We start from the raw sequence: 13,520 nt of genomic DNA, 5'->3' as shown, positions 1-13,520 counted from the left end.
AGCCCGCAAAAAACAGTGCATGTTCTGGAGTGTTGGAATGGATTTCGAGGCATATTTCAAAGGCGAACTGGACGCGCTTCATCAGGAAGGGCGCTACCGGGTGTTCGCCGATCTTGAACGGCATCGGGGTTCCTTCCCGCGCGCGACGCGCCACACGCCGGAGGGCCAGCGCGAGGTCACCGTCTGGTGTTCGAACGATTATCTCGGCATGGGCCAGCACCCTGCCGTGGTCGCCGCCATGAAAGAGGCGATCGATCACTGTGGCGCGGGTGCGGGAGGCACCCGGAATATCTCTGGCACCACGCATTATCATGTCCTGCTCGAGCAGGAACTCGCCGATCTGCACGGCAAGCAGGCAGCCCTGGTCTTCACTTCCGGCTACGTATCGAACTGGGCAACGCTCGGGACGCTCGGCCAGAAGATCCCCGGCCTGATCATCTTTTCCGATGCGCTGAACCACGCCTCGATGATCGAAGGCATCCGCCACGGCAAGTCGGAGCGGGTGATCTGGAAGCACAATGATTTGAACGACCTCGAAGCCAAGCTTGCGGCCGCCGATCCGAAGGCGCCGAAGATGATCGCCTTCGAGAGCGTCTACTCGATGGACGGCGACATCGCGCCGATCCGGGAGATCTGCGATCTCGCCGACAAGTACGGCGCCATGACCTATCTCGACGAGGTGCATGCGGTCGGCATGTACGGCCCGCGCGGCGGCGGCATTGCCGAACGCGAAGGGCTGATGGACCGCATCACCATCATCGAGGGCACGCTCGGCAAGGCCTTCGGCGTGATGGGCGGTTATATCGCCGGTTCGGTGGCGATGTGCGATTTCATCCGCTCGTTCGCCTCGGGCTTCATCTTCACCACGGCGCTGCCGCCGGCGCTGGCCGCCGGTGCGGTCGCCTCTATCCGCCACCTGAAGGCCAGCCCTTTTGAGCGCGCCCGCCACCAGGACCGGGTACGCAAGCTGCGCGCCTCGCTCGATGCACGCGGCATTCCGCACATGCCCAATCCCAGCCACATCGTGCCGGTGATGGTCGGCGATGCGGCCAAGTGCAAGTGGATCTCCGACCTGCTGCTCGATCATTCGGACGTCTACGTGCAGCCGATCAACTACCCGACGGTGCCGCGCAAGACCGAGCGGCTGCGCATCACCCCGACGCCGCTGCACACGGATGCCGATATCGAGCATCTGGTCGGTGCCCTGCACCAGCTCTGGTCGCGCTGCGCACTCGCCCGCGCCGTGGCGTGAAGGCTTGATCAGCACCAAAGTTCAACCCCGCAGGCTTGCCGCCTCGCGGGGTTTTTGCTGTGCGCCAGCCTATTGACGGACCTGCCGTTTCCAGCTTCCCTGAGGCGCGACGGCAGTGGGTTTGAAATCTGGGAGGAAGAATGCGCGCGGTTCTGGATCAGGTGGAGGCGCGGCGGGCCGAGGCCCGTCTCGGCGGCGGCCAGCGCCGCATCGATGCCCAGCACGCCAAGGGCAAGCTGACCGCCCGCGAACGGCTCGAGGTGCTGCTCGACGAGGGATCCTTCGAAGAATACGACATGTATGTCACCCACCGCGCCGTGGATTTCGGCATGGCCGGCCAGACGATCGCGGGCGACGGCGTGGTCACCGGATGGGGCACCATCAACGGCCGCCAGGTCTACGTGTTCAGCCAGGATTTCACCGTGCTCGGGGGCTCGCTGTCGGAAACCCATGCGCAGAAGATCTGCAAGATCATGGATATGGCGGTCAGGGTCGGAGCGCCGGTGATCGGCCTCAACGATTCGGGCGGCGCGCGCATCCAGGAAGGCGTCGCCTCGCTTGCCGGCTATGCGGAAGTGTTTCGCCGCAATGCCGAAGCCTCGGGTGTCATCCCGCAGATCTCGGTGATCATGGGACCGTGCGCCGGCGGTGCCGTCTACTCGCCGGCGATGACCGACTTCATCTTCATGGTGCGCGACACATCCTACATGTTCGTCACCGGCCCGGACGTGGTGAAGACCGTCACCAACGAGATCGTCACGGCCGAAGAACTCGGCGGCGCCTCCACCCATACGAAAAAATCCTCGGTGGCGGACGCGGCCTACGAGAACGACGTGGAAACGCTGGAGGCTGTCCGCCAGCTGTTCGATTTCCTGCCGCTCAACAACCGCGAAATGCCGCCGGTGCGGCCGTTCTTCGACGATCCGGCCCGCATGGAGGCGCGCCTCGACAGCCTGATCCCGGCCAGTGCCGCCACGCCCTACGACATGAAGGAACTGATCTTCGCCGTGGCTGACGAGGGAGACTTCTTCGAGATCCAGGAAGCCTTTGCCCGCAACATCATCACCGGCTTCATCCGCATCGAGGGCCAGACGGTCGGCGTGGTCGCCAACCAGCCGATGGTGCTGGCCGGATGCCTGGATATCGATGCGTCGCGCAAGGCGGCCCGCTTCGTACGCTTCTGCGATGCCTTCTCGATCCCGATCCTGACGCTTGTCGACGTGCCCGGTTTCCTGCCGGGCGTGGCGCAGGAATATGGTGGCGTCATCAAGCACGGCGCCAAGCTGCTGTTTGCCTATTCGGAAGCCACGGTGCCGATGGTGACGCTGATCACGCGGAAAGCCTATGGCGGCGCCTATGACGTGATGGCATCGAAACATATCGGCGCCGACGTCAACTATGCCTGGCCGACCGCCGAGATCGCCGTGATGGGTGCCAAGGGCGCGACCGAAATCCTCTATCGCTCCGAGCTTGGCGATCCCGAAAAGATCGCCGCCCGGACGAAGGAATATGAGGAGCGGTTCGCCAATCCGTTCGTCGCAGCCGAGCGCGGCTTCATCGACGAAGTGATCATGCCGCATTCCTCGCGCAAGCGGATTGCCCGTGCCTTCGCCAGCCTGCGCAACAAGCAGGTGACGACGCACTGGAAGAAGCACGATACGATCCCGTTGTGAGGGGCATGCTCATGCCCGTCGTCCTGCGGTGGCGAGGTCATCGTTTCCTGTTCTACTCGATGGAAGTCGGCGAGCCGCCGCATATTCATGTTCTGAAGGATGCCAAGCAGTTGAAGGTCTGGCTTTCGGATCTGCGCCTGGCGCGCAACGTGGGTTTTGCTCCGCACGAGCTGAATGATATCCTCAAGATCATTGCGGAGAACCGCCTGAAGTTTCTGGAGGCCTGGCATGACTATTTTGGAAATTGACGAAAAGCAGTTGCTTGTCGTGGATGTCCATGTGACCAGCGACAGTCTGCGGTTCCAGATGGCCGACGGTAGGCGGATCGAAGCGCCGCTTTGGTGGTATCCAAGGCTCCATTCGGCATCGCCGGCCGACAGGAAGAAATGGGAGATCCTGCCCTTCGGCGATGCGGTCGGCTGGGAGGAACTGGACGAATACGTCAGCGCAAAGGCACTGATCGTCGGCGGTGCCGCCCCAGGCGCCAAGCCGCCTGCCGAGGCCGCCGAGTAAGGAGCGACGTCAATTTCCCTGGGAGGATTGCACGGGCCTTCGCCAGCCTGCGCAACAAGCAGGTGACGACGCACTGGAAGAAGCACGATACGATCCCGTTGTAGAGGGCGATCGATGCCGGTGATCTTTGAATGGAAGGGCTGGAGATTCGTGTTTTTCAGCCTTGACCGAGGCGAGCCGCCACATGTCCATGCACGGAAGGATCGCAAGGAGCTGAAACTGTGGCTGGATCCGGTGCGCGTGGCGTATAATCGCCGTGTCGCGGATCACGAGGTCAACGCCATCGTGGGGGTCGTGAATGAACATCGGAAGGAGTTCGTCGATGCCTGGAACCGTCATTTCGGATGAGAACTGGGAAGAGTTCGAGCCGGTCGAGGCCAAGTGCAGCGTCAGCGAGTTGATTGTCGTTCTGGCCAATGGCTTGAAATTGTCGACGCCGCTGTGGTGGTATCCACCGTTGCTCGCAGCCACTCCGGAAGCGCGCAACCAGATCGAATTGTCGCCCTCGGGCGTCCACTGGCCGGACCTTGATGAGGATCTGAGCATTGAGGGCATGCTCCAGGGCAAGCGTTACCCCAATGCCAAGCCGCCTGCCGAGGCCGCCGAATAAACCATCGCCACAGCTTTTCCTGCGGTTCGAGGCTGCGGGCGGCGCGCCTTTGACTATATATATCGCTGAAGCGCTTGGCGTCTTATCGGCACAAAGGAAGATTTCATGACCGACACAAAATTTCCGCCCGAGAACAACCTGCCCGCCGGCTATGAGCCGCCCAAGGTTTGGACCTGGGAGCCCGGCAATGGCGGCCAATTCGCCAGCGTCAACCGGCCGATCGCCGGCTCGACGCAGGAGAAGGAACGTCCGGTCGGCCGCCATCCGCTGCAGCTCTATTCGCTCGGCACGCCGAACGGCGTCAAGGTCACGATCATGCTCGAGGAACTGCTGGCCGCCGGCCATGCGGGTGCCGAATATGATGCCTGGCTGATCAATATCGGCAAGGGCGACCAGTTCGGCTCCGGCTTCGTCGAGGTCAACCCGAACTCGAAAATTCCGGCACTGATGGATCACCAGCCGAAGGATGGCGGCGCGCCTCTTCGGGTGTTCGAGTCGGGTTCGATCCTCGTCTATCTGGCGGAAAAATTCGGCGCCTTCCTGCCGACCGATCCGCGTGCGCGCACGGAAGCGATGAACTGGCTGTTCTGGCAGATGGGCTCGGCGCCTTTTCTCGGTGGCGGTTTCGGCCACTTCTACGCCTACGCGCCGATGAAGATCCAGTACGCCATCGACCGCTACGCCATGGAGGTGAAACGCCAGATGGACGTGCTCGACCGTCACCTGGCGGAGCACGAATATATGGCGGGCAGCGAGTATTCGATCGCCGACATGGCGATCTGGCCCTGGTACGGACGCCTTGCGATGAAGGATGCCTACAACGACGCCGGCGACTTTCTCTCCGTCGACGAATACCGGCACGTCCAGCGCTGGACGAAGCAGATCGGCGAGCGGTCCGGCGTGAAGCGCGGCTCGATGGTCAACCGCACCTCGGGCGATCCGTCGACGCAATTGCACGAGCGTCACGATGCGTCGGATTTCGACACGAAGACGCAAGACAAGATCGCCAAGGCGTAAGGGAAGCATAGCATGGGCAACGCCCCCGAGATGATCAAGCACCGGGGTTTTCCCTCGGGCATGCCGGGCACCGGCATCCAGTTCACCATCCGCCGCGCGAACGGCAAGGGGGTGACCCCGGTCCGCGCCCTGCCGCGCAAGGCACGGCCCGGCACAAAGGAGCACCGCATCGATGCGGCCTTCCTGCATGCGCTCTGGCACCATTTCGGGCCGGAACCCTTCGAGCGCGGCAATCTGGATGCGGCGCGGCTGAACCTCTTGTTCGGCCGTGAGGTGGTTGCAGTCGACAAGGATTTTGATCCGCTGTCCTACGAGGCGCTGCTGGTGATCGACGAGAAGGTCGCCCGGCAGAACTTTCCGGAATCTTTCGACGATGTGTTCGAGGTCTAGCCCATGGCCAAGGAATCGCTCATGCCCAAGCACCAGGGCTTTCCGGCGGGCCTGCCGGGAACCCAGTGGCAATACACGCTGCGCCGGCCGAACCCCAAGGTGACGCCGCTCACCAACTGGCCGCGTCACCGGACGATGGACCCGACGGTGGCGCTGGCCGACCTCGGCTTTCTCCAGTCGATCCGGCAGTTCTTCGGCACCGAACCGTTCGAACGCGGCAATCTTGACGGCGAGCGCCTCTGCCGGCTGTTCGGGCGCGAGATCATCGCCGCAGAGCGCGGTTTCGATCCGCAGTCCTATTTCGCCAAGCTGAAGCTCAACGAACCGCTTGCCCGCAAGAACTTTCCGGAAGCGTTCGGCGACGTGAAGAACGAGCAGAGCGTGGCGAAGGGTTTGAAGAAGCAGAGCTGAGCGCCGCGGGGCGCGACGGGGCATGACGGGACGGAGGGATTAGCATTTGAGGAGGGACGCGATGATCACATTCGACGCGGATGACGCCAGCGTGCAGGCCATGGATCGAGATCACCGGGCATGATCTCGAAAATCCTCATTGCCAACAGAGGCGAGATCGCCTGCCGGGTCATCAGGACGGCGAAGAAGATGGGCATCGCCACGGTTGCGGTCTATTCCGACGCCGATGCGAATGCCCTGCATGTGCGCATGGCCGACGAGGCAGTGCATATCGGCCCGTCGCCGTCCAGCCAGTCCTACCTCGACATCGACCGGATGCTCGCCGCGATCCGTCGCACCGGCGCCGATGCCGTGCACCCGGGCTACGGCTTCCTGTCGGAGAACCCGCTGTTTGCGCAGGCGCTGGACAAGGAGGGCGTCATCTTCATCGGCCCGCCGGTCGGCGCCATCCAGGCGATGGGCGACAAGATCACCTCGAAGAAGCTGGCGGCGGAGGCCGGCGTTTCCACCGTTCCCGGCCATATGGGGCTGATTGCCGATGCCGACGAGGCGGTGGCGATCTCCTCCTCCATCGGCTACCCCGTGATGATCAAGGCCTCGGCCGGCGGCGGCGGCAAGGGCATGCGCATCGCCTGGAACGACGAGGAGGCCCGCGAAGGCTTCCAGTCGTCGAAGAACGAGGCGAAGAACTCCTTCGGCGACGACCGCATCTTCATCGAAAAATTCGTCGACCAGCCGCGCCATATCGAGATCCAGGTGCTCGGCGACCGGCACGGCAGCATCGTCTATCTCGGCGAGCGCGAGTGCTCGATCCAGCGCCGCAACCAGAAGGTCATCGAGGAAGCGCCGTCGCCGTTCCTGACGCCGGAGACGCGCCGCGCGATGGGCGAACAGGCCGTGGCGCTTGCGAAAGCCGTGGGTTACCATTCCGCCGGCACGGTGGAATTCATCGTCGACGGAGCAAGAAACTTCTACTTCCTGGAAATGAACACGCGGCTGCAGGTGGAGCATCCGGTGACGGAGCTCGTCACCGGCGTGGATCTCGTCGAGCAGATGATCCGTGTCGCCTCGGGCGAAAAACTGTCGCTCGGCCAGGAGGACGTGACGCTCAACGGCTGGGCGATCGAAAGCCGGCTCTACGCCGAGGATCCGTTCCGCAACTTCCTGCCGTCGATCGGCCGGCTCAGCCGGTACCGGCCGCCCGCCGAAGGCACACAAGCCGACGGCACCATCGTGCGCAACGATACCGGCGTCTTCGAGGGTGGCGAGATCTCGATGTATTACGATCCGATGATCGCCAAGCTCTGCACCTGGGCGCCCGATCGGGCAGCCGCGATCGATGCGATGTCGGCCGCGCTCGACGATTTCGAGGTCGAGGGCATCGGCCACAACCTGCCCTTCCTGTCGGCGGTGATGGGGCAGGAACGGTTCCGCTCGGGCAGCATCACCACCGCTTACATCGCTGAGGAATTTCCGGAGGGCTTTTCAGGTGTTGCGCCCGACGCGGCGGCCTCCCGTACGCTTGCGGCGATCGCCGCGGTCGTCCAGTCCCGGGTGCAGGCGCGCGCGGCAGAAATTTCGGGCACCATCGGCAATCACGCGCGCGTGGTGGGCACGGACTGGGTGGTGCAGCTTGGCAAGATCAGCCATGCCGTCAGCCTGTCCGGCAGCGGGGAGGCCATGGTTGTCGCCTTCGAAGATGGTGGCAGCCTGACGCTTGCCAGCGACTGGCATCCCGGAGCGCGCCATGCGCATGTCATCGCGGAGGGCGAAATGCTCGGCGTGAAGATCGATCTCGTCGGCTCGGCAATCCGGCTGCGGCTGCGCGGCATGGACGTCACGGCGCGGGTTCGTTCGGCGCGGGTGGCGGAACTTGCGCGGCTGATGCCGGTCAAGCTGCCGCCCGATACGTCGCGGCTTCTGCTCTGCCCGATGCCGGGCGTCATCACCTCCATTGCGGTCACTGCCGGCGAGACGGTGGAAGCCGGCCAGACGCTGGCGACGGTCGAGGCGATGAAGATGGAGAACGTGCTGAAGGCGGAGCGCCGCGGCGTCGTGAAGCGCGTCACAGCGACCGCCGGCCAGAGCCTTGCCGTCGACGAGCTGATCCTGGAGTTCGAGTGACGTTGAAGTGAGGCCGGCCGCGATCAGGCTTTCTTCGTCGGCCTATTCAGCCGTGCCAGCATGTGCCGTTGATGGTCTTGCCCGCCGAAGAATACGGCGAGCACCTGTACGGATTGCCGTGCATCGTCGATATCGAAATAGATGATTGCCCGGTTCTTCGTAACGTGCCGCAGACCCTGCGCGATTTCGGGGGTAAGGGTCCCCTGGTATGGACTGCGTCCGACGGTGAAGACATCGCTTCGGATTTTTCGCAAGCGGTTGGCCGCTTCGTCAACCGCATCCGCAAGAGGTGTACCCAATGAGATATGGGCCTCAACCAGATGATCGAAAATGCGATCAAGGTCTGTCTCACTTTCTTCCGAAAGCTCGACCTTATAGACCATACTGGGCTCTCTTTGATGCAATCAGGGCCTCGATACGCCGATTGCTCTCCTCCTCCGACAGGAAGGGACCTTTCCTGCGCTCCTCGATCAGGGCTTTCAGCGCCTCCAGATCCTCGTCGCGCATCTGCGTCTCTTCGCGCACCAGTTCCAGCCCCCGCTCGACGACCTCGCTCAGGCTGGAATAGCGCCCCTCCTTGACCAGCCGGCGGGCGAATTCCGCCTGCTGCGGCGTAAGGGAAACAGAGGCGTTCATGGACATCGCAGGCAGCTCCGGTTGACCGCCTGAGAATACTCCCGGGCGACAACCGGGTCAATTTCAAGGGGTCAGCGGCTGGGTCAGCCGAGGCAAATCATGCTATCGCTCGCCACCCATCACCGACATCCAGGCTCTTAGTGGAAACCTCGCTCTACCTTCCGGTCAAACAGTTCCTCGAAGCCGCCGGCTATACCGTCAAGGGCGAGGTCGGCGGCTGCGATGTTCTGGGCCTCAGCGATGGCGAACCGCCGGTGGTCGTCGTCTGCGAATTGAAGCTCAGCTTCAACCTCGAACTGATCCTGCAGGCGGTCGATCGCGCCGCGGCCGCCGACGAGGTGTGGATCGCCGCGCGCGTTTCGGCCAAGGGCCGCGGCCGGGAAGCCGATAAGCGCTACCGCGATCTCTGCCGGCGGCTCGGTATCGGCATGCTGGGCGTCTCGGATCGCGGAGAGGTCGGCGTCATCGTCAGTTCCGCCTCGCCGATGCCGCGCAGCAACCCGAAGCGGCGCACGCGGCTGGTGCGCGAGCATCGGCGGCGGCAGGGCGATCCGGCACTCGGCGGCTCCACCAAGGTGCCGATCATGACCGCCTATCGCCAGCAGGCGCTCGCCTGCGCCGCGGCACTTGCCGGCGGGCCGCTCCGCCCGCGCGACCTCAAGGCGGTGACGCCAAGCGCCGGACAGATCCTGCTCAACAATTATTATGGTTGGTTCGAGCGCATCGAAAAAGGCGTCTATGGCCTGAGCGACACGGGTATCAAGGCGCTCGAAACCTGGGGGGCGACGGTCGATCGTCCTCGGGATTGACATTCTTTGCGCCCTCGTCGTCCCCGCCCTTTCACCCTGTGCCTACAATCCTGTCGTTGCGCAGCGGATACACCAGAAGGCGTTCTGGCGATGCGCAGCCGGCGCGGAGCGCGAGGGTGGGACGCAAAACCTCGTGGTTCGGGTTCGCGAAAGGATTGCAGCCGGCGGAAATCCACCGGACGGGCTTTTGGCCCATCGAGACGTGCGGCGGCGGGCGAAATACCGCCGTCCTTTAAAATCCGTCGGAAGCGCGTTGATACAGCCGCGCGCGGTCCGCCGGACGAGGCATCGGGTCAAGCCGGTGTCGTCCGTTTCGAGGCAATCAGGCTGCGGACAAAAACAGCCGAACGGGGCACTGGAAGGTGCAATCTATAAAACTAAATTCGGAGCAGCTTTCAGTGCCCCGGCCGACCGTTTTTTAAAAGGATCGCCAAGGGGGTGGTCCGTCTTGCCGAAGAGGAACGACAGCGTGAGACGTGGAAAGACCTTTCTCCCGCCATTCTGGCCGGGTTCATCTGGCAGCCGGCCTGTGCTTCCGCCACGCCGTGTGTCCCGCTACATGTTAGCGCACGTGCTCGCGGATGAGCGCGACGATGCGGAAACGATTGCCAGCACCCGGATTGCCGTGCGCAATGCCTTGGCCGCCGGTTGGGACCTCCTCGAGGTTCTTCAGGCAAGCGCGAAACTGTACAGACGAAGCGAGGAGACGGCGCATGGCGGACAAGATCAGCAGGACCCTTAAGGACGATTGGCAGGCGCTGGCTGAGAAGGAGCTGAAGGCATCGCCGGAGACGCTCATCTGGCAGACGCCGGAGGGGATCGACGTGAAGCCGCTCTACACGGCGGACGACCTGCAGGGCATCGACCATCTCGACAGCCTGCCGGGTCTTGCGCCCTTCGTGCGCGGGCCGCGCGCCACCATGTATGCCGGCCGGCCGTGGACGATCCGCCAGTATGCCGGCTTTTCCACCGCCGAAGAAAGCAACGCCTTCTACCGCCGCAATCTGGCCGCCGGCCAGAAGGGCCTGTCCGTCGCCTTCGATCTTGCGACGCATCGCGGCTACGACAGCGACCACCGCCGAGTCGAGGGCGATGTCGGCAAGGCCGGTGTGGCGATCGATTCGGTCGAGGACATGAAGATCCTGTTCGACGGCATTCCCTTGAAGGAGATGTCGGTATCGATGACCATGAACGGCGCGGTGATCCCGATCCTTGCCAATTTCATCGTCGCCGGGGAGGAGCAGGGGTGTTCGCGCGCCGAGCTCTCCGGCACCATCCAGAACGACATCCTCAAGGAGTTCATGGTCCGCAACACCTACATCTACCCGCCGGAACCGTCGATGCGGATCATCGCCGACATCATCGCCTATACGGCAAAGGAGATGCCGCGCTTCAACTCCATCTCGATTTCCGGCTACCACATGCAGGAGGCCGGTGCGACGCTGGTCCAGGAGCTCGCCTTCACGCTCGCCGATGGTCGCGAATATGTGCGGGCCGCGCTTGCCAAGGGGTTGAACGTCGATGACTTTGCCGGACGCCTGTCGTTCTTCTTCGCCATCGGCATGAACTTCTTCATGGAGGCTGCCAAGCTGCGCGCCGCCCGCCTGCTCTGGTCGCGGATCATGACCGAGTTCGAACCGAAGAAGCCGGGCTCGATGATGCTGCGCACGCACTGCCAGACGTCTGGCGTCTCGCTGCAGGAACAGGATCCCTACAACAACGTCATCCGCACCGCCTATGAGGCGCTGTCGGCGGTGCTCGGCGGCACGCAGTCGCTGCACACCAATGCGCTGGACGAGGCGATGGCGCTGCCGTCGGAATTTTCCGCCCGCATCGCCCGCAACACGCAGCTGATCCTCGCCCACGAGACCGGGGTCACCAATGTCGTTGATCCGCTCGCCGGTTCCTACTACGTCGAGACCCTCACCAAGGAGCTGGCCGACAAGGCCTGGGAACTGATCGAGGAGGTCGAGGCGCTTGGCGGCATGACCAGGGCTGTCGCCGAGGGACTGCCGAAGCGGCTGATCGAGGAGGCCGCCACCCGGCGCCAGGCGCGCGTCGACCGTGGCGAGGAAATCATCGTCGGGGTCAACAAGTACCGGCTGGACAACGAGGAGCCGATCGACATCCTGGCGATCGACAATTCTGCCGTGCGCATGTCGCAGATCAAGCGCCTTGAAGAACTGCGCCGCCAGCGCGATCCCGCCCGCGTTGCCTCCACGCTCGCGGTCCTCGAAGAAGCGGCCGAAACCGGCGAAGGCAATCTGCTCGCCGCTGCCGTCGAGGCGGCGCGCGCAAGGGCAACCGTCGGCGAGATTTCCGATGCGCTGCGCCAGGCCTTCGGCGATCACGCGGCGGTGCCGGAAGTGGTGTCGGACATCTATGGCCCCGCCTACGAAGGTGATCCGGAATACGAGATGCTGGTCCAGCGGCTGACAGATTTTTCCGCCGTCAGCGGCGTGAAGCCAAAGATGCTGGTCGCCAAGCTTGGGCAGGACGGCCACGATCGAGGCGCCAAGGTCATTGCGTCTGCCTTCGGCGATATCGGCTTTGAGGTGTTGGCCGGCCCGCTGTTCCAGACGCCGGAAGAGGCGGCCGATCTGGCGATTGCCGAAAAGGTTCAGGTGGTCGGCATGTCGTCGCTGGCCGCCGGCCACCGGACGCTTGCACCACAACTGGTCGAGGCGCTGCGGGCACACGGCGCCGAGCATATCATCGTCGTGGTGGGCGGCGTCATCCCCCGGCAGGACTACCAGTTCCTGCTGGACGCCGGTGTCGCTGCCGTCTTCGGCCCCGGCACCAACGTGCTGGATGCCGCCCGCGCCCTTCTCGACCTGCTGGAGGGCAAGCGGCGAAACGCGTGAGCGCTCAGGTGCGCCTCTATCCCAGCCGCTGGCGTGCCAGCCGGCGGGCTTCGCGGTCGGCCTCGAACACGTCGTCCATGCTGGCGGCGGCCGGTAGATGCGCCAGTGCCTCCATAACCTCGCCGGTAATCTCCGCCATGGTCAGGAAGCCGGTTTCGCCGGCGATGAAGGCATCGAGCGCCACTTCCTTGGCGCCGTTCAGCACCGCACCCTGCACGCCGCCGCGGGTCATCGCCAGCCGCGCAAGCCGGAGCGCCGGAAAGCGGTCCTCGTCGGGCGCCTCGAAATCCAGCCGGGCGAGCTTGGCAAAATCCAGCCGTTCCAGCGGTAGCGCGGCGCGGCGCGGATATTCCAGCGCATAGCCGATCGCGTGGCGCATGTCCGGGCAGCCGAGCTGCGCAAGCACCGAGCCGTCGCTATAGCCGACCATCGAATGGATGATCGATTGCGGATGCACGATCACCTCCACCTGCTCGGGCGCCAAGCCGAACAGATGCTTCGCCTCGATCATCTCCAATGCCTTGTTGAACATCGAGGCGCTGTCGATGGAGATCTTCAGGCCCATCGACCAGTTGGGGTGGGCGCGTGCCGTCTCCAGCGTCACGTCGGCCATCTGGGCGCGGGTGAAGCTGCGGAACGGGCCGCCGGAGGCCGTGAGGATCACCCGCTCGACGGCATGCCGCTGGTTCTCCTCGAGCACCTGGAAGATGGCATTGTGCTCGCTGTCGACCGGCAGCAGGCGTCCGCCACCCTGCCGGACCGCATCGATGAACAGGTCGCCGGCCGAAACCAGGCATTCCTTGTTGGCAAGCGCGATATCGGCGCCGCGGCGGGCAGCGGCAAGCGTCGGGGCAAGGCCGGCGGTGCCGACGATCGCCGCCATCACCATGTCGGCTGCCGCATCCGCCGCCTCCAGCAACCCGCTCTGCCCGGCGGCAACGGCAATGCCGGAGCCGGACAGCGCGTCCTTGAGAGCGATGTACTGGCTCTCGTCGGCGGTTACCGCAAGCCGTGCCCCATGCGTCCTTGCCTGCTCGGCCAGAAGCCCGATATTGCCGGCGCCGGTCAGTGCCACCACGTCGAAGGCGTCCCGGCCGCCCAGGTGGCCGACGACATCCAGCGTATTGGTGCCGATCGACCCGGTGGAGCCGAGAATGCTGAGGGAGCGCTTGGTGGTGCTGGATATCATGCGGGGCTGGATCCGATCTCTCTTGCCCGCTC

The 13,520-nt window shown here is 64.1% G+C and carries 15 protein-coding genes and 1 pseudogene; 13 read left to right on the top strand and 3 right to left on the bottom strand.

Annotated elements, in window-relative coordinates:
• The first annotated feature begins 37 nt into the window (after positions 1–37).
• From hemA to AAIH46_RS18440, 11 genes and pseudogenes are all read left to right on the top strand, one after another.
• A complete protein-coding gene (hemA, locus tag AAIH46_RS18490; RefSeq protein WP_430307521.1) occupies positions 38–1,252 on the top strand; it encodes a 5-aminolevulinate synthase in 1,215 nt (404 codons plus the stop codon).
• 140 nt (positions 1,253–1,392) lie between these two features.
• Positions 1,393–2,925: an acyl-CoA carboxylase subunit beta gene (locus AAIH46_RS18485; protein WP_430307520.1), complete on the top strand. Its 1,533-nt coding sequence runs from the start codon at positions 1,393–1,395 to the stop codon at positions 2,923–2,925.
• 11 nt (positions 2,926–2,936) lie between these two features.
• Positions 2,937–3,173, top strand: coding sequence for a DUF4160 domain-containing protein (locus AAIH46_RS18480; RefSeq protein ID WP_430307519.1), 237 nt, complete (start codon positions 2,937–2,939; stop codon positions 3,171–3,173).
• Complete coding sequence (locus AAIH46_RS18475) at positions 3,154–3,438, top strand: DUF2442 domain-containing protein (RefSeq protein ID WP_430307518.1); 285 nt, start codon at positions 3,154–3,156, stop codon at positions 3,436–3,438. Before AAIH46_RS18480 ends, AAIH46_RS18475 begins: the two co-directional genes overlap by 20 nt.
• Before the next feature lie 23 nt (positions 3,439–3,461).
• A pseudogene (locus AAIH46_RS18470) lies at positions 3,462–3,542 on the top strand (propionyl-CoA carboxylase); the annotation flags it as partial.
• Positions 3,543–3,552: 10 nt separating this feature from the next.
• Positions 3,553–3,786 carry a DUF4160 domain-containing protein gene (locus AAIH46_RS18465; protein ID WP_430307517.1) on the top strand — a complete coding sequence of 78 codons (234 nt, stop codon included), beginning with the start codon at positions 3,553–3,555 and terminating at the stop codon, positions 3,784–3,786.
• Positions 3,761–4,048 (top strand): DUF2442 domain-containing protein, encoded by a 288-nt coding sequence (locus tag AAIH46_RS18460; RefSeq protein WP_430307516.1) that lies wholly within the window; start codon positions 3,761–3,763, stop codon positions 4,046–4,048. Before AAIH46_RS18465 ends, AAIH46_RS18460 begins: the two co-directional genes overlap by 26 nt.
• A gap of 105 nt (positions 4,049–4,153) precedes the next feature.
• Complete coding sequence (gene yghU / locus AAIH46_RS18455; RefSeq protein ID WP_430307515.1) at positions 4,154–5,065, top strand: glutathione-dependent disulfide-bond oxidoreductase; 912 nt, start codon at positions 4,154–4,156, stop codon at positions 5,063–5,065.
• Positions 5,066–5,077: 12 nt separating this feature from the next.
• On the top strand, positions 5,078–5,455 hold the full coding sequence (locus tag AAIH46_RS18450) for a hypothetical protein (protein WP_430307514.1): 378 nt from the start codon (positions 5,078–5,080) through the stop codon (positions 5,453–5,455).
• A gap of 3 nt (positions 5,456–5,458) precedes the next feature.
• Positions 5,459–5,866, top strand: coding sequence for a hypothetical protein (locus tag AAIH46_RS18445; protein ID WP_430307513.1), 408 nt, complete (start codon positions 5,459–5,461; stop codon positions 5,864–5,866).
• Positions 5,867–5,986: 120 nt separating this feature from the next.
• Positions 5,987–7,990, top strand: coding sequence for an acetyl-CoA carboxylase biotin carboxylase subunit (locus tag AAIH46_RS18440; protein WP_430307511.1), 2,004 nt, complete (start codon positions 5,987–5,989; stop codon positions 7,988–7,990).
• A gap of 23 nt (positions 7,991–8,013) precedes the next feature.
• Here the strand turns inward: AAIH46_RS18440 and AAIH46_RS18435 are convergent, their stop codons facing one another.
• Both AAIH46_RS18435 and AAIH46_RS18430 read right to left on the bottom strand, forming a co-directional pair.
• On the bottom strand, positions 8,014–8,373 hold the full coding sequence (locus AAIH46_RS18435) for a type II toxin-antitoxin system RelE/ParE family toxin (protein WP_430307510.1): 360 nt from the start codon (positions 8,371–8,373) through the stop codon (positions 8,014–8,016).
• Positions 8,363–8,632, bottom strand: coding sequence for a type II toxin-antitoxin system ParD family antitoxin (locus AAIH46_RS18430; RefSeq protein ID WP_430307509.1), 270 nt, complete (start codon positions 8,630–8,632; stop codon positions 8,363–8,365). Before AAIH46_RS18430 ends, AAIH46_RS18435 begins: the two co-directional genes overlap by 11 nt.
• A 134-nt stretch (positions 8,633–8,766) precedes the next feature.
• On the opposite strand from AAIH46_RS18430, the gene AAIH46_RS18425 reads away from it, so the two are divergent.
• Together AAIH46_RS18425 and scpA are read left to right on the top strand one after the other, a co-directional pair.
• Positions 8,767–9,435, top strand: coding sequence for a DUF2161 domain-containing phosphodiesterase (locus tag AAIH46_RS18425; RefSeq protein WP_430307508.1), 669 nt, complete (start codon positions 8,767–8,769; stop codon positions 9,433–9,435).
• Positions 9,436–10,148: 713 nt separating this feature from the next.
• Positions 10,149–12,299, top strand: a complete 2,151-nt coding sequence (gene scpA, locus AAIH46_RS18420; protein ID WP_430307507.1) for a methylmalonyl-CoA mutase — start codon at positions 10,149–10,151, stop codon at positions 12,297–12,299.
• Between the two features lie 16 nt (positions 12,300–12,315).
• Here scpA and dxr read toward each other — a convergent pair whose 3' ends face one another.
• Positions 12,316–13,488 carry a 1-deoxy-D-xylulose-5-phosphate reductoisomerase gene (dxr, locus tag AAIH46_RS18415; RefSeq protein ID WP_430307506.1) on the bottom strand — a complete coding sequence of 391 codons (1,173 nt, stop codon included), beginning with the start codon at positions 13,486–13,488 and terminating at the stop codon, positions 12,316–12,318.
• Positions 13,489–13,520 lie beyond the last annotated feature (32 nt).

The organism is Rhizobium sp. 0TCS1.26, assembly GCF_050455525.1.
GTDB lineage: Bacteria > Pseudomonadota > Alphaproteobacteria > Rhizobiales > Rhizobiaceae > Neorhizobium.
Note: the sequence above shows the minus strand (reverse complement) of the source record. Positions and strands in the feature narration are given on the sequence as shown.